This is a genomic window from Bradyrhizobium neotropicale, assembly GCF_001641695.1.
GTDB classification, from domain to species: domain Bacteria; phylum Pseudomonadota; class Alphaproteobacteria; order Rhizobiales; family Xanthobacteraceae; genus Bradyrhizobium; species Bradyrhizobium neotropicale.
In genome coordinates this window covers 1-14,533 of the sequence record NZ_LSEF01000123.1, presented here as the reverse complement: position 1 = coordinate 14,533, position 14,533 = coordinate 1, and the positions used below count along the sequence as shown (strand labels likewise).

Sequence of the window (14,533 nt, the reverse complement as noted above, 5' to 3'; positions counted from 1 at the left end):
AAGGCGGAGGAACTGCGGATGAAGATCGGTTTCGCGCGAGCTTGTCTTCTCGTGGCATGCGTTCTCTATGGATACCCGGCGAACGCGGAGATCAAGATCGGAATTGTGATCTCGGCAACTGGCCCGGGATCTGCACTCGGGCAGCCGCAGCTCAAGACGGTCGCAGCTCTTCCGAAGGAGATCGGCGGAGAGAAGGTGACCTACATTACCCTGGACGACGAGTCGGATTCGACCAAGGGGATACAGAACGCACGCCGGCTTGTGATCCAGGACAAGGTCGACGTATTGGTCGGCTCATCTGTGACGCCGGTAACCATGCCGATGCTGGACGTCGCGCTCGAATCGAAGACGCCGCTGCTGTCGCTCGCGGCCGCCACAGCCATCGTTCAACCGATGGACGAGAAGCGCGCCTGGGCCTTCAAGGTCGTTCCCAATGATGATCTCATGGCAAGCGCCATCCTCAAGCATATCGCGAAATCCGGCGTGAAGACGCTGGGTTATGTCGGCGTTTCGGATGGGTACGGCGAGGGCTACTACAAGGAGGTGAGCCGCCTCGCGCCAGGTCTGGGGCTGACCATCACGACGCATGAGGTCTACGCGCGATCCGACACGAGCGTCACCGGCCAGGCGCTGAAGGTGATGTCGACGAATCCCGACGCGGTCTTCATTGCCTCTGCGGGAACGCCAGCGGTCCTGCCGCAACAGGCGCTCCGCGAGCGCGGATACACCGGACAGATCTTTCAAACGCATGGCGTGGCCAGCGAGGAGTTCATCAAGCTTGGAGGCGAGAACGTCGAAGGCGCCGTATTCGCCGGCGAGGCCTTTACCATTGCCGCCGATCTTCCGGCTGGAGATCCGTTCCGTCGCGCAACGGAGGAGTTCGTGACCGCGTATGAAGCGGCGAACGGGCAGAAGCCGAACATGTTCGCCGCTCACCTCTGGGATGTCGTCGCGCTGATCGGAAAAGCTGCACCGAATGCGCTGAAGGCCGCGAAGCCGGGCACGCCCGAGTTTCGCATGTCTCTGCGGGATGAGCTTGAGCGCGGGCAGAACGTCTATCTCAACAACGGGCTGTCGAACATGAGCAAGGCCGACCACAATGGCTACGACGAACGGTCGGCCTTTCTGATCAAGGTTGAAGGCGGCAAGTTCCGCCTGGCAAAGTAGCGGCGCGCCAATCAGATTTCGGGCACTTGTTCATACCGCGAACCACGGATACGCTTCGACCAGCCGGTCCTGGCACGCCTTGATGTCCGCGGCATAGCGTGCCGTCAGGGCGAATTCGTCCACGCCGTTGATAAGCATGTCCAGCCCCATTTCATCGGCACTGAACACCCCAACGCTTTCATCGCCGATTCGTATGCACTTTTCGACGAGGTCGATCGATATCGGGCCCGGCGATCGACGCAGTTGCGCGACGAGCCGCGCGTGGGTCGCCGTGTCGACGGCCGCTGGCAGAAACTGGTTCTTGTACGAGTTCTGCTCGAAGATGTCGGCAAAGTTTCGGGCGATGACGGCGCGGAAGCCGTAGTCCTGCAATGCCCACACGGCAACCTCGCGCGACGAGCCGCAGCCGAAATTTTCGCCCGCGATCAGAATGGGTGCTTGCGCAAATCGGGGATCGCTAAGCACGAAGTCCGGTTTGGGGGTTCCGTCGGCATTGAATCTGAATTCGTAGAAGAGGATTTCGCCAAGACGCTCCAGCCCGCCTCCGCTGATCCGCTTGTGCGGGGCGGCGGGGACGAGCGCATCCGTGTCGACATTGTCCCACAGAAGCGGGACGGCCATGCCCTGGATGCGGGTGAGCTTTTCAGTCATGCGAGCGTCCTGACATCGGCAATCCCGCCATTTAGCGCGGCGGCGGCGACCATGGGCGGGCTCATCAGATGGGTGATCGAGCCGGGGCCCTGGCGGTTCTCGAAGTTGCGGTTCGACGTCGAGGCGCATCGCTTTCCGCGACCGACGATATCGGGGCCGAGCGAGGCACAGAGGGAACAGGCGGACTCGTGCCACTCGAAGCCGGCCTCGCGGAAGATCCTGTCGAGCCCCTCAGCCTCGGCCTGGCGCTTCACGCTGGACGAGCCCGGGACCACCAGCGCGCGTACCGTGCTGGCAACCTTGCCGCCTCGAACGACGCGCGCCGCCGCGCGCAGATCGGACAGCCGCGCGTTTGTGCAGGAGCCGATGAAGGCGACGTCGATCGGTGTGCCTGCGATGGGTGCGCCGGGCTTCAGGTCGACGTAGGACAGTGCGCGCTCCCAGCGCGCGCGCTGCGCTGGATTTCGCGCCTGGTTCAATTGTGGAATGGATCCGTCGACCGCAATCGCATCCTCCGGACTGGTGCCCCACGTCACCATCGGCGCGATCGAGCCCGCATCGAGCGAATATTCCTTGTCGTAGGCGGCGTTCTCATCACTGGCGAGGTTGCGCCAGGCCGCCACCGCGGTTTCGAACGCCGCTCCCTTCGGTGTTCTCGGTCGTCCCTCGAGATAGGAGAAGACTGCATCGTCGGGCGCGACCAGCCCGATACGCGACCCGAATTCGATCGAGAGATTGCAGAGCGTCATCCGCTCCTCGACCGTCAAGCGGCGAATTGCGCTGCCGGCGTATTCGACGGCGCAGCCGACCCCGCCGTCGGTCGAGAAGCGGGAGATGATCGCAAGCGCGACGTCCTTGCCGCTGACCAGCGGGTTGAGCGAACCGTCTACCGTCACGCGCAGGGCTTTTGGCCGCGGGAGCCAGAGTGCCTGATACGCCAGCGCGTGTGCGATTTCGGTACTGCCGATACCGAATGCGATGGCGCCGAGTGCGCCGTTGGTGCAGGTGTGGCTGTCCCCGCAGACCGCCGTCATTCCCGGTAGGATGGCGCCTTGTTCGGCGGCGACGACGTGCACGATTCCCTGGGCCGGATCCCCCAGCCCGAACAATTGAATGCCTCGATCTGTGACCTCGCGGCGGAACGAGCGGACGGTCGGGGCCATGACGGGATAGGTCTCTTCGGTCCTGCCCGAAGCCGTCGCGACCGTGTGGTCGATGACCGCGAGGGTCCTCGCAGTATCCGCCACGGGCAGGTTGCGTTGGCGCAATTGCTCGAATGCGGGCAGCGACGTCATGTCGTGGAGAAAGACGCGGTCTAGCGTCAGCAGGTCTCTGCCGCTGCGTGAGGTGGCGGTGTGAGGTCCCCAGATTTTCTCGAACAGGGTTCGCGGCGTTGTCGTCACAAAGTTCCCCTTGATTTCCTTTGTTCAATCTTCGGGGACGTAGCTGGACGCCTTGACGATCTGGCCCCACCGTTCGGTGTCTGCCTTGATCAGCGCCAGAAACTCCTCCGGGCTTTCGCCCGTCGCGGTGAATCCGAACGTGTTGAAACTTTCGAGCACCTTCTCGTTCTTCAATGCGCCACGGATGGCGTCGTTCAGCTTGGCGACGATCGGCGAAGGCAGCCCGGCCGGACCGAGAATGCCGTACCATTCCTCGGCGATCACATCCTTGAAGCCGAGTTCGTGCAAAGTTGGCACGTCGGGCAGGAAGCGTGAGCGCTGGGCTCCCGTGATGGCCAGCACACGCAGCGTTCCGGATGCGACCAGCGGCAATGCGGAGGAGAGGACGGTCAGCGCTGCCGGAATTTGTCCGGCAATCACGTCCTGCATCATGGGAGAGCCGCCCCTGTAGGGAACGTGAGTCGGCTGGACGCCGGCGGCGCGCCAGAGCATGTCGCCGATGAAGTGCAGCATCGAGCCTGCGCCGGGAGTGCCGAAGGAGGCTTGATTTGGGTTGGCTTTGCACCAGGCGACGAAATCGGAAATCGACTTGACGTCCGGCCCGACCTTCGGACCGGCGACGATCACCAGGGGTGCGGTGCACACCGTGCTGATCGGCGTGAAGTCCCGCAGCGGATCATAGCTGAGCTTCTTGTAGACGTGCGGATAAAGCACGATCATCGATGCCGGCGTGAGGATGACAACCGAGCCGTCGGCAGGGCTGCTCTTGATCGCATCGAGCGCGATGCGACCGCCGGCGCCAGGTTTGTTGTCGACGATGACTTTTGGCGCCTGCTCTCTCATCCTGTCGGTCAACAGGCGTGCCATCGTGTCGGCGGCTCCGCCGGCCGGGAAGCCGACCACAACTCGCGAGATTTGGGGAAGCGACTGGGCTGCTGCCGTTCGCGTGGCGATCGCTGTCGTTGCCAGCATGCCGGCCTGAGTGGCCAGGAAGGAGCGTCGCGTAATCATGCCACGCTCCCGCAGGGTGCTATCCGCGCCGAGAAATGCCGCTCCATGGTTCCTCCGGGGCTGGTCCGCCCTCGTCATCGCAGACGAGTCTTGGCCGGCTGATCGTGTGCCAGCCTGCAAGATTTTTGTCGGAGGCAGCCGGACCGCACCAGTAGAACTTAGCGATAGCGGTTATCTGGAAACCAGATTGATGACCTGGTCGATCGAGACTGGCAGTCCGGCTCACGTCTTGTAGAGATTGTACAGGCTGGACTCGAAGCTTGCCTCCGCGACCCTGAACCAGGTCACGATGTCCTCGCGAAACTTGAGCTATTTGCAGTAAATCTTGCGGAAATCCAGCTTCTTTTCCGCGTCTTCTGCGGAGAGCGAAAATGCCGCGCGGTAACCGCCCTCCATGATCTCGCGCGAGAATGGCTTGAGCTCGGTGCCGTTGCGATCAGCCGGCGCAGCGGAGCCATGTTGCTGGCGTCGTAATGCGACAGCATGTCCGAGGAGGCCCTGCGGCCGCCACCTCGAATACGCGCTGGTAGCGCGACGGCAATGCCGACCAAGCCTTCGCTTCACGTAGAAGGCCAATTGCCCTGTGCAGTCCCACCACCGTCTGAGTGAGCTGCGCCGCTTGGGACTGGAAATTCCTCGATCTCTAATCTGAAGCCCCGGTGCATGGGATGGGTTTGGCACAGGTGGCTGTTCAAGTATGCGAGTAAGCTATGCCTCGGGATCTGTCAGAGCGCCGCGCTCGGGTGAGAGGGCCGACGGAATGGATCGTCGCACGACTAATAGCAATTCACTCGCATCGCGAGCAACTGACAGATCGACCTGCAGCTTGCTCGTCGCGGCTCTCCTGACGGCTAGGAGCAACGACGCCCAGGCATAGCGCGATCTTGTTAGCTCGATCTTCAGGCATGTATTGGCGGGCGCATAGTATGCTTCGAATGGATTGATTTCACTGCGCGCTGGCTACGGAAGAGCGCGACTGGGACGATATCATCACACCTATTAGCCTATCGATGAGTGGTAAATAACTTTGGGAAGGCTTCAGCACCCTCGCAGAAGCGGTTCGTGAGGATGCATCTAGCGGCGGGTCCGCACCTAGTCGCCCCAATGGCAGCTACATAGTCTCCTGCCACGCATGCGCCCAGCCGTTGCAAAGCGTCGCTTGGAATGTAAAGTTGTCAGTATTTTCCGACGACCTTTAACACTCTTGAATCCGACTTCGAACTGATTGTCCTAAGATAAGCTTTTCCTTTTGGAGTGTACCATGTTCGATGCCGCTACCACCGCGCTATTGCGCGCGGTCCTCGACGAGGTCTGTGAGAACGTCGCCCGTCATGAGACCGGCGCCCGGACCCATGTCGCCTCCAAAATTCTGGAAGCCGCCACCAGAGGCGAGACGTCGCCAGACGGTCTCAAGCGGGCTGGCCGAGCAGCTTTGTCCGACGCTCCGACCATGTGGCGGTAGTCGCGCGAGGCCGAGGTGAATTTTCAGGTCACGGTCCTGAAGATTTTGGAGAGCTATCCCGGCGGCTTCGCTGCGATGGCCGATCTCAAGCGCGACATGGCGATTCTAGCTACCAGCGGCAGCGACTGGGCCAAGCGTACCAAACGCCTAGGTTCGCGAGTGCCGGATCTAGATATCTTTTCTCAGGGTCTAGTTGAGCGCCTAAACGGTGGATGGCGGATCACCGATAAAGGGCGCGCTGTATTGGCACTCATGGAAGCACGCCCTGCCGCTGCAGACGAGGCAAGCGCAAAGATCAAGCTCAGCCAGTCCCATTCGTCAACGGCGCCCTTGCAATTTCGGGTCGAGAAGCGCCGGCACGGTCGCGAACGCCGTGAGCGACGGCGCGCCGCCCGGCAACGAGCACGAGCAAATGCCTCATAGCGAACTGGGTTTCTTTTCAGGCCTGTAACTTCACCAACTGCTGGATCACCTTTGGGTCTCGCTGTAGTGGCCGAGCGTTTCGAACACAGCGCAGCCGGCATTGAATGAAGTGGCGATCCTGCCAGGCAACCGCTATGCGCGCCGAAAAAGAAGCGAACTCTCCGACTCCATTCGTCCTGGTCGATGTCGTCGTAACGGATAAGCGGCGTTGAGGTCTCGGCGGGCGCGGAGCGATTTTCTCTTGCCGCGAAGTGCCCCTATTGTGCCCCAGCTTTTCTGGGGCACACCTCTAGGGAATCAATTCAGTAAGTCGTTGAAAATAAAGGGCGAATGGTGGGCGCACAAGGGATCGAACCTTGGACCTCTCCCGTGTGAAGGGAACGCTCTCCCGCTGAGCTATGCGCCCGGGACCATCATGCAGGCGGCCGGACCTTTCGGCCGGCCGGCACATTCGGTGGAGCCCGCGATTTAGAAGTGCGGGCCCAAGGTGTCAAGTTTCCAGGTGGTCTCGAGCCTGAAAACCTTCCGTAGATCGCGAAATTCGCAAATCAAACCGCGCTTTCGGCCCGCTTTATGCCCCCTGCTGGCGGGCGCGGGAGGCGTGGGCCTGGAGCGCGCGGATGCGCTCGGCGAGCGTTCCGCCGCCCTCGGGCAAAGTGGCCGCGGCCACGCCGTTCGTCGCGGCGTCGTTGGCCGGACGCGGGGCGGGCTTCGGGGCCTGGCCCGCCTCAGTCGCGAGCAGCGCCTCGATCGGCGAGTTCGGACCTTCGAGCTGCATCGCGAGCTTGGCGACTTCCGCGGCGATGTCGTTGATGCGCTCGCGCAGTAGCGCATTCTCCATGCGCTCGGTCGCCCAGGAGCTCTCCGCCTGCTGCTGGATCGCGTTGATGTCGCGCTGGAGTTTTCCGCGCTCGTCGCGCGCCGTCCGCAGCTGCTCTTCAAGCGCCGACTTCTCCGCGCGCAGTGCCTCGACTGCGGCCGATGATTTGCCGCCGCTCAGCGCGGCGAGCTCGACGCGCAGCTCCTTGACGGTGCGATCGGTGGCCTCATTGACCTGGCGCAGCTGATTATTCTCGTAGTCGCGCTCGGCCAGAAGCTTGCCCTGGGTCGCCAGCCGCCCTTCGAGGTCGGCGACGCGGCCCGAGAGCATCTCGGCCTCTTTGACCTGCACGATGAGCTGGCGGTCGAGATCGGTGACGCGCTGGCTCAGATTTTCGACGCGGCCGCGCGCGTCGGAAAGTTCGCGCGAGGCGGTCTCCGATTCCGTGCGTTCCTGTGTCAAACGCGCCTGGGTCGCCGTGAACTCCTTCTCGGCATCGCCAACGCGGTTCTTCAATTTCTCGATCTGCGCGCGCACTGCGACGAGTTCGACCTGGCGGCTCTCCGCCATCATCGAACGGTCGGAGAGCTCCGAATTGATCTTGGCAAGCTCGCCCTGCTTGTCGGTCAGCGCCTGCTCGGCGCCGCGCAGGGCCTCGGTCTTGGCGTTGAATTCCTCTTCGGTGGCGCGGAGCTGCTCCTTCACCGCCTTCTCGCGCGCCTCCAGCGCGAAGATCGTGGCGTTCTTCTCGCCGAGCTCGATCTTCATGCGGTTGATGGCATCGCTCTTCTTGCCAAGCTCGGCGAGCTGGCTCGTGGTCTTGTTCTTGAGCTGCTCGACGCTCATCTCGAGCCGTCGCGCCGACATGGCGAATTCGGCGCGGAGCTGGTCTTTATCCGCCTGGATCTCCGCCATCGACAGGGGCGTTGCGGCCTCGAGCCGGCGTGTGGTCAGCCGAACCGCCCGGTTGTGCACCAGCGGCACAACCGCGAGCCCGCACAGCATCGAGAGCAGGAAACCGATCGCCAGGTACATGATCGGTTCGACCATGGGGCAGGACTCCGCAAATCAAGGAAAAATTTACCAACGACAATGCCATGGGCGGCCGGCAAAAAGCCAGCCCCGGCCTGTCGTTAACGTTGATCTGTCAGCGGACGGGAGGAGGGGACCCTTTAGAATGGGTTCCAGGTCGCCCGCGGGGTGTATTTGAGGTAGCCGATATTGGCTCCCAGCCGCAGGCCGAGGCCGGAGCGGATCGGCACCAGCACGATATTGTTGGCGGTGAGCGCCGTCATGCCAAAGCCGCCGATGATGTAGGCCGAGCCATCGATGCCGCCGAAGCGCTGGTAGATCGCATTGGTGGCGGGCAGGTTGTAGACCAGCGTCATGGTGCGGGCGCCGTCGCCGCCCCAGTCGAAACCGAGCGACGGACCCTGCCAGTAGACCCGCAGATCACCCGCATTTTTGGTGTAGAGCGTGCCTTCGCCATAGCGCAGGCCGGCGACGAAGGCGCCGGAACCCTCCTCGCCCAGGATATAGCCGTTGGGCAGGCCCCACTGGCTGACGGCCTTCTCGATGATAGAGGCGAGCCCGCGCGAGACGTTACCGAAGAAGCGGTGGCCGGCCCCCACCAGCTCGTCCGGCCCATAGGTGTTGGGCGTCGGGGTCCGCTGCGGCGGCGGCAGGTTGGGCGGCGGCGGCTGCTGGGCGGAGGCCGGCACGATCCAACCGACCAGCGCGGCAAGCGCGACTGCGGCAAGGCGTGATGCGAAAGTCATAAAAAACCCCTGGTACCGAATTCGGTCGCTTCCCTTAACCTGACGCCAACAGGCACGGCTCTAGGTTTGCGCCGAATGTCCCCTCGACTCGGATGTTATCCGCAGCAACTATGACGGCACAACGGCAGGACGCTAGCCCTTTGCGCCCCGGAATTGCCTTGATCGGCCTCCTGGTCTGCCTCCTGGTGGGCATGGGGACCGTCTGCTCCGGGGGGCCGGCGGAGGCCGCCACCACCGAACGGATTGTCGTCAACCGCTTCAGCGGGGTGGCGATCGAAGGCTTCGACCCCGTGGCCTATTTCGTCGACGGCCAGCCGGTCCAGGGGACGGCGGAGTTTGAAGCGAACCTCTGGGGCGCGGTCTGGCGCTTCCGCAACGAGGGCAACCGGGCCTCGTTTCTGGCCCACCCCGAAGTCTACGGGCCGCAGTTCGGCGGCTATGATCCGGCCGATATCGCCCGCGGCGTGACCGTTGCCGGCAATCCCCGCTTCTTCGTCATCTCGGCGCAGCGGCTTTATCTGTTCAGCCGGGAAGACAATCGCAACGCCTTTGCCGCGGACCCGGAGCGCTTCCTGTACGAGGTGGGTAAGCGCTGGCCGGCACTCCAGGAACAGCTCAGTCAGTAGAGCCGTACCGCCTGCGCGTCACCCCAGGCGATGAACTCCGAGATGATGAAGCCGGTGTCGCCGCGCTCGCCGAATCGGAGCTCGCGGCCTTTGCCGTCCGTCACCCTGCCGCCGGCCGCGGTCACGACCGCACAGCCGGCTCCGACGTCCCATTCCGAGGTCGGCCCGAAGCGCGGGTAGATGTCGGCGGTGCCCTCTGCGATTCGGCCGAACTTCACGGCAGAGCCGACCGTCCTTCTCACGGCGTTGGGCCGGGCGTCGATGAACGCCTCACTCTTCTTGTCCCCATGCGAGCGGCTCACCGCCGCGACCCAGGGCTCGCCCTGTCCAGGCAGCTTGCGGGTATGGATCGGCTCGGCCGCACCGATGACAGCGCCGTCAAATGTCACGCGCTCGGCGCCACGCCCGACGATGCCGCGCCAGAGCAGCCCGAGCGCGGGCGCGCTGACGATGCCAAGCAGCGGCACGCCACGCGTGACGAGGGCGAGATTGACGGTGAACTCGTCGCGGCCGGCGACGAACTCCTTGGTTCCGTCGAGCGGATCGATCAGGAAGAAGCTGTCGCGAAACGGCGGCGAGGCGAGCTGGGTTCGCTCTTCCGACAGCGTCGGCACGTCGCCTGCGAGCTCCGCGAGGCCGTCCGCGATGATCCGGTCGGCGGCGAGATCAGCTTCGGTCACCGGCGAGCCATCCTGCTTGCCGTCGACGCGCATCGCCGCGCGGTTGACTGCGAGGATGGCTTCGCCCGCCTGCACCACCAGTACCGTCAGGGACTCCATCAGGCCGGCGGCGGCCTCGGCGTCGATGATCCGCTTCACCGCGGTGCCTCATTCATCGGCAAATTACACCCTCTGTTCGGTTGATTCGGCCCGGCATTACGGCCGCTTCGAACCTATCGCAAGCTAGCTGCGATGGGCTTGCGAATGTTAGAACCCGCCACCCGTCACGCATGCGTGATTCGCCGCGTCCGCGCCGTGCAATACCAGGAACCCTCCAGGACCCCTTTAATGTCTGGCACCTCGTCACCCGGTACCGCTACTGCTCCCGATATGCTCGAACTCGCAGCACTGCTGTGCTCGCGCGTCTGCCATGATCTCATCAGCCCTGTCGGCGCCATCGTCAACGGGCTCGAGGTGCTCGACGACGATCCCAAGCCCGAGGACCGCGACTTCGCGCTCGAGCTGATCCGCAAGAGCGCCAAGACAGCGTCGGCCCGCTTGCAGTTCTGCCGCCTTGCCTTCGGTGCCGCCGGCTCCTCCGGCGCGCAGATCGACCTCGGTGACGCGCAGAACATGGCGCGCGGCCACATCGAGGATGGCAAGTGCACGATCACCTGGAATCTGCCGCGGCTGTTGTTGCCGAAGAATCGCGTCAAGCTGCTGCTCAACATGCTCGTGATCGCGCAGCACACGATCCCGCGCGGCGGCACGCTGACGGTCGATCCGATCGGCGAGGGCGAGACCATGAGCTTTCGCGTCACGTCCACCGGCCACAATGCGCGCCTGCCGCAGAACATCGCCGAGCTCCTGAGCGGCGAGCGTGGCCCGGCTGCGGATGCGCACGCGATCCAGCCTTATTATACGCGGCTTCTGGCGCAGGCCTGCGGTCTCACCGTGACGCTCGCGCCGGAGGGCGAAGCCATCATCGTTACCGCTTCGTAAACGCGGCGTCGCAGGCGGTTAATGGAATCTTTACGAGGCGCTTCGGCTTGTCCGGAGCGCCTTATCTATTTGTTGGTTCCGTTCTTTTGCACTTACTCAACCAATATTAAACGCTTTGCGGTGAAGCTGGCCCCATTCTGAAGGCGCATACGCGTCGTGCGTGCCCTCCCTGTATGAAGGCCTGTTTTCATGGATGATCTGTTGCGGGAGTTTTTGACGGAGACCAGCGAGAGCCTGGACACCGTCGACAATCAATTGGTGAAGTTCGAGCAGGAGCCGAACAACGCCAAGATCCTGGATAACATCTTCCGCCTGGTCCACACCATCAAGGGCACGTGCGGCTTTTTGGGATTGCCGCGTCTGGAAGCGCTGGCGCATGCCGGCGAGACCTTGATGGGCAAATTCCGCGACGGCATGCCGGTGACGGGGCAGGCGGTGACGGTGATCCTGTCCTCGATCGACCGCATCAAGGAGATTCTGGCCGGGCTCGAGGCCACCGAAGCCGAGCCCGAAGGGACCGACCGTGACCTGATCGACAAGCTGGAAGCGATGGTCGAGCAGGGCATGGCGGCGATGTCCGGCTCGGCGCAGCCGATGCCGGCCGCAGGTGCCGCGCCCGTCACTGAAGCGCCGCCGCTCGCGCCGGACGCCCCCGCCGCCGCGCCGGCAAAGGAGATGGCCACGGGCTCGCTGGTCGACCAGACGCTGGAGCGCCCCTTGCGCCCGGGCGAGGTGTCGCTCGACGAGCTCGAGCGCGCCTTCCGCGAGACCGCGATCGAAGTGCCGGCGCCGGTGGCCAAGGCCGAGATCAAGGCCGAGCCGGCGCCGGCCGCTCCGGCGCCTGCCGCCAAGGAAACGGCCAAGGAGAGCGCAAAGCCCGCCGCCAAGGCCGCGCCCAAGAAGTCGATGGCCGACGAGACCGCCGCCGAGGGCGACCGCGTCGCCAACCAGTCGATCCGCGTCAACGTGGATACGCTGGAGCATCTGATGACCATGGTCTCCGAGCTGGTCTTGACCCGCAACCAGCTGTTGGAGATCTCCCGCCGCAACGAGGACACCGAGTTCAAGGTGCCGTTGCAGCGCCTCTCCAACGTCACCGCCGAGCTGCAGGAGGGCGTCATGAAGACGCGCATGCAGCCGATCGGCAACGCCTGGCAGAAGCTGCCCCGCATCGTGCGCGACCTGTCGAGCGAACTCGGCAAGCAGATCGAGCTGGAGATGCACGGCGCCGACACCGAGCTCGACCGCCAGGTGCTCGACCTGATCAAGGACCCGCTCACCCACATGGTGCGCAACTCCGCCGATCATGGCCTGGAGACCCCGGCCGAGCGCCTCGCCAGCGGCAAGGGCGAGCAGGGCACCATTCGCCTGTCCGCCTATCACGAGGGCGGCCACATCATCATCTGCATCGCCGACAACGGAAGAGGCCTCAACACCGAGAAGATCAAGGCCAAGGCGCTCTCCAGCGGTCTCGTCACCGAGGCCGAGCTCGAGAAGATGAGCGAAGCCCAGATCCACAAGTTCATCTTCGCGCCGGGCTTCTCGACCGCGGCCGCCATCACCTCGGTGTCGGGGCGCGGCGTCGGCATGGACGTGGTGCGCACCAATATCGACCAGATCGGCGGCACCATCGACATCAAGTCGGTCGCCGGCGAAGGCTCGTCCGTCACCATCAAGATCCCGCTGACCTTGGCGATCGTCTCGGCGCTGATCGTGGAGGCCGCCGGCGACCGCTTTGCCATTCCCCAGCTCTCGGTCGTCGAGCTGGTGCGGGCCCGCGCCAACTCCGAGCACCGCATCGAGCGCATCAAGGACACCGCGGTGCTGCGCCTGCGCAACAAGCTGCTGCCGCTGATCCATCTGAAGAAGCTCTTGAAGATCGACGACGGCGCCGCCAGCGATCCCGAGAACGGCTTCATCGTGGTGACGCAGGTCGGCAGCCAGACCTTCGGCATCGTCGTCGACGGCGTGTTCCACACCGAAGAGATCGTGGTCAAGCCGATGTCGACCAAGCTGCGCCACATCGACATGTTCTCGGGCAACACGATCCTGGGCGATGGCGCGGTCATCATGATCATCGACCCCAACGGCATTGCGAAAGCGCTCGGCGCCTCCGGCTCCTCGGCCCATGACATGGCCGATGAAGCCTCCGGCCATCACATCGGAAGCGGCGAGCAGACCACCTCGCTCCTGGTGTTCCGCGCCGGCTCCAGCCAGCCCAAGGCGGTCCCGCTCGGCCTCGTCACCCGCCTGGAAGAGCTGCCCGCCGACAAGATCGAGTTCAGTAACGGCCGCTACATGGTGCAGTACCGCGAGCAGCTGATGCCGCTGGTCGCCATGGAGAGCGTCACCATCGCGAGCCAGGGCGCGCAGCCGATCCTGGTGTTTGCCGACGACGGCCGCTCCATGGGCCTCGTCGTCGACGAGATCATCGACATCGTCGAGGAACGGCTCAACATCGAGGTCGGCGGCTCCTCGGCCGGCATCCTGGGCTCGGCCGTGATCAAGGGCCAGGCCACCGAGGTGATCGACGTCGGCCACTTCCTGCCGATGGCGTTCGCCGACTGGTTCACCCGCAAGGAGATGAAGCCGTCGATGCACGCGCAGTCGGTGCTCCTGGTCGACGACTCCGCCTTCTTCCGCAACATGCTGGCCCCCGTCCTCAAGGCGGCCGGCTACCGGGTCCGCACCGCGGGAGGCGCGCAGGAGGCGCTCGCCACGCTCCGCGCGGGCCAGAACTTCGACGTGGTGCTGACCGACATCGAGATGCCCGACATGAACGGGTTCGAGTTCGCCGAGGCGCTGCGCTCGGACAACAATCTCGGTGCGATCCCGATCATCGGCCTGTCGGCGCTGGTCTCGCCGGCGGCGATCGAGCGCGGCCGGCAGGCCGGCTTCCACGACTATGTTGCCAAGTTCGACCGTCCCGGCCTGATCGCGGCGCTGAAGGAACAGACCGCGGGCGCCGCCGGCGCCTCCGAGCTGAGCCGGGCGGCGGCCTAGAGCATGATCCGGCAAAGTGTGAAGCGGTTTTCCGACGAGATCATGCTCAAACAAAACGCGGGCGGGAAGGAGATACGTCAATGAGCACCAAGACCCAGACCACCGAAGGCGCCATGGTCGAATACGTCACCGCGATGATCGGCGGCCAGCTGTTCGGCCTGCCGATCTCCCGCGTCCAGGACGTGTTCATGCCCGAACGCGTCACCCGCGTGCCGCTGGCCTCCCGCGAGATCGCCGGCGTGCTCAATCTGCGCGGCCGCATCGTCACCGTGGTCGACATGCGCGCCCGGCTCGGCCTGCCCAAGGCCGAGGACGGCAAGGTGCCGATGGCGGTCGGCGTCGACCTCCGCGGGGAATCCTATGGCCTGCTGATCGACCAGATCGGCGAGGTGCTGCGCCTGCCCGAGGACGGCAAAGAGGAAAATCCCGTCAACCTCGATCCCCGCATGGCCAAGCTCGCCGGCGGCGTCCACCGCCTCGACGGACAGCTCATGGTCGTCCTCGACGTCGATCGCGTCCTCGAGCTCG

The 14,533-nt window shown here is 64.2% G+C and carries 14 protein-coding genes and 1 tRNA gene; 7 read left to right on the top strand and 8 right to left on the bottom strand.

The annotated features are described in order from the left end of the window. Positions 1-18: 18 nt before the first annotated feature. Complete coding sequence (locus tag AXW67_RS39010) at positions 19-1,167, top strand: ABC transporter substrate-binding protein (protein WP_063682173.1); 1,149 nt, start codon at positions 19-21, stop codon at positions 1,165-1,167. Between the two features lie 30 nt (positions 1,168-1,197). Here the strand turns inward: AXW67_RS39010 and leuD are convergent, their stop codons facing one another. The 4 genes from leuD to AXW67_RS42550 all read right to left on the bottom strand — a co-directional run bounded on the left by leuD (position 1,198) and on the right by AXW67_RS42550 (position 4,808). Beyond that, complete coding sequence (leuD, locus tag AXW67_RS39005) at positions 1,198-1,818, bottom strand: 3-isopropylmalate dehydratase small subunit (RefSeq protein ID WP_063682172.1); 621 nt, start codon at positions 1,816-1,818, stop codon at positions 1,198-1,200. Then, positions 1,815-3,221 (bottom strand): 3-isopropylmalate dehydratase large subunit, encoded by a 1,407-nt coding sequence (gene leuC / locus AXW67_RS39000; RefSeq protein ID WP_063682171.1) that lies wholly within the window; start codon positions 3,219-3,221, stop codon positions 1,815-1,817. The genes leuD and leuC overlap by 4 nt, the downstream gene beginning before the upstream one ends. A gap of 24 nt (positions 3,222-3,245) precedes the next feature. Continuing rightward, positions 3,246-4,232 carry a Bug family tripartite tricarboxylate transporter substrate binding protein gene (locus AXW67_RS38995; RefSeq protein WP_063682170.1) on the bottom strand — a complete coding sequence of 329 codons (987 nt, stop codon included), beginning with the start codon at positions 4,230-4,232 and terminating at the stop codon, positions 3,246-3,248. A gap of 309 nt (positions 4,233-4,541) precedes the next feature. Then, positions 4,542-4,808 carry a hypothetical protein gene (locus AXW67_RS42550; protein ID WP_136623796.1) on the bottom strand — a complete coding sequence of 89 codons (267 nt, stop codon included), beginning with the start codon at positions 4,806-4,808 and terminating at the stop codon, positions 4,542-4,544. 685 nt (positions 4,809-5,493) lie between these two features. Between AXW67_RS42550 and AXW67_RS38990 the strand changes: the two genes are divergently transcribed. After that, positions 5,494-5,694, top strand: a complete 201-nt coding sequence (locus tag AXW67_RS38990) for a hypothetical protein (RefSeq protein ID WP_063682169.1) — start codon at positions 5,494-5,496, stop codon at positions 5,692-5,694. 15 nt (positions 5,695-5,709) lie between these two features. Further along, positions 5,710-6,117 (top strand): hypothetical protein, encoded by a 408-nt coding sequence (locus tag AXW67_RS41385; RefSeq protein WP_082905733.1) that lies wholly within the window; start codon positions 5,710-5,712, stop codon positions 6,115-6,117. A 331-nt stretch (positions 6,118-6,448) separates the two neighbouring features. Here AXW67_RS41385 and AXW67_RS38985 read toward each other — a convergent pair. The 3 genes from AXW67_RS38985 to AXW67_RS38975 form a co-directional block, all read right to left on the bottom strand. Further along, a tRNA-Val gene (locus tag AXW67_RS38985) sits at positions 6,449-6,523 on the bottom strand. Positions 6,524-6,688: 165 nt separating this feature from the next. Next, the gene (locus AXW67_RS38980; RefSeq protein ID WP_063682168.1) at positions 6,689-7,987 is read right to left on the bottom strand and encodes a coiled-coil domain-containing protein; all 1,299 of its coding nucleotides are present in this window, start codon (positions 7,985-7,987) and stop codon (positions 6,689-6,691) included. Between the two features lie 122 nt (positions 7,988-8,109). Continuing rightward, entirely contained in the window at positions 8,110-8,715 is a 606-nt protein-coding gene (locus AXW67_RS38975) for a DUF1134 domain-containing protein (RefSeq protein WP_027555750.1), read from the bottom strand. A 140-nt stretch (positions 8,716-8,855) separates the two neighbouring features. Here AXW67_RS38975 and AXW67_RS38970 point away from each other — a divergent pair, with 140 nt between their 5' ends. Further along, the gene (locus AXW67_RS38970; protein ID WP_063682167.1) at positions 8,856-9,341 is read left to right on the top strand and encodes a YHS domain-containing (seleno)protein; all 486 of its coding nucleotides are present in this window, start codon (positions 8,856-8,858) and stop codon (positions 9,339-9,341) included. Here AXW67_RS38970 and AXW67_RS38965 read toward each other — a convergent pair. Next, positions 9,335-10,159, bottom strand: coding sequence for a 3'(2'),5'-bisphosphate nucleotidase CysQ family protein (locus AXW67_RS38965; RefSeq protein WP_063682166.1), 825 nt, complete (start codon positions 10,157-10,159; stop codon positions 9,335-9,337). The genes AXW67_RS38970 and AXW67_RS38965 overlap by 7 nt on opposite strands. A 189-nt stretch (positions 10,160-10,348) precedes the next feature. On the opposite strand from AXW67_RS38965, the gene chpT reads away from it, so the two are divergent. From chpT to AXW67_RS38950, 3 genes are all read left to right on the top strand, one after another. Next, positions 10,349-11,002 (top strand): histidine phosphotransferase ChpT, encoded by a 654-nt coding sequence (gene chpT / locus AXW67_RS38960; protein ID WP_027555747.1) that lies wholly within the window; start codon positions 10,349-10,351, stop codon positions 11,000-11,002. A gap of 189 nt (positions 11,003-11,191) precedes the next feature. Then, positions 11,192-14,005, top strand: coding sequence for a hybrid sensor histidine kinase/response regulator (locus AXW67_RS38955; protein ID WP_063678485.1), 2,814 nt, complete (start codon positions 11,192-11,194; stop codon positions 14,003-14,005). Between the two features lie 80 nt (positions 14,006-14,085). Further along, positions 14,086-14,533: chemotaxis protein CheW (locus tag AXW67_RS38950; protein ID WP_063678486.1), on the top strand; the 448-nt coding region annotated here is incomplete at its 3' end.

Coding starts and splice junctions, on each gene's coding strand:
- AXW67_RS39010 (WP_063682173.1), top strand. CDS start 19: ATGAAGATCGGTTTCGCGCGAGCTTGTCTTCTCGTGGCATGCGTTCTC.
- AXW67_RS38980 (WP_063682168.1), bottom strand. CDS start 7,987: ATGGTCGAACCGATCATGTACCTGGCGATCGGTTTCCTGCTCTCGATG.
- leuD (WP_063682172.1), bottom strand. CDS start 1,818: ATGACTGAAAAGCTCACCCGCATCCAGGGCATGGCCGTCCCGCTTCTG.
- AXW67_RS38955 (WP_063678485.1), top strand. CDS start 11,192: ATGGATGATCTGTTGCGGGAGTTTTTGACGGAGACCAGCGAGAGCCTG.
- AXW67_RS38975 (WP_027555750.1), bottom strand. CDS start 8,715: ATGACTTTCGCATCACGCCTTGCCGCAGTCGCGCTTGCCGCGCTGGTC.
- AXW67_RS38990 (WP_063682169.1), top strand. CDS start 5,494: ATGTTCGATGCCGCTACCACCGCGCTATTGCGCGCGGTCCTCGACGAG.
- chpT (WP_027555747.1), top strand. CDS start 10,349: ATGTCTGGCACCTCGTCACCCGGTACCGCTACTGCTCCCGATATGCTC.
- AXW67_RS38995 (WP_063682170.1), bottom strand. CDS start 4,232: ATGATTACGCGACGCTCCTTCCTGGCCACTCAGGCCGGCATGCTGGCA.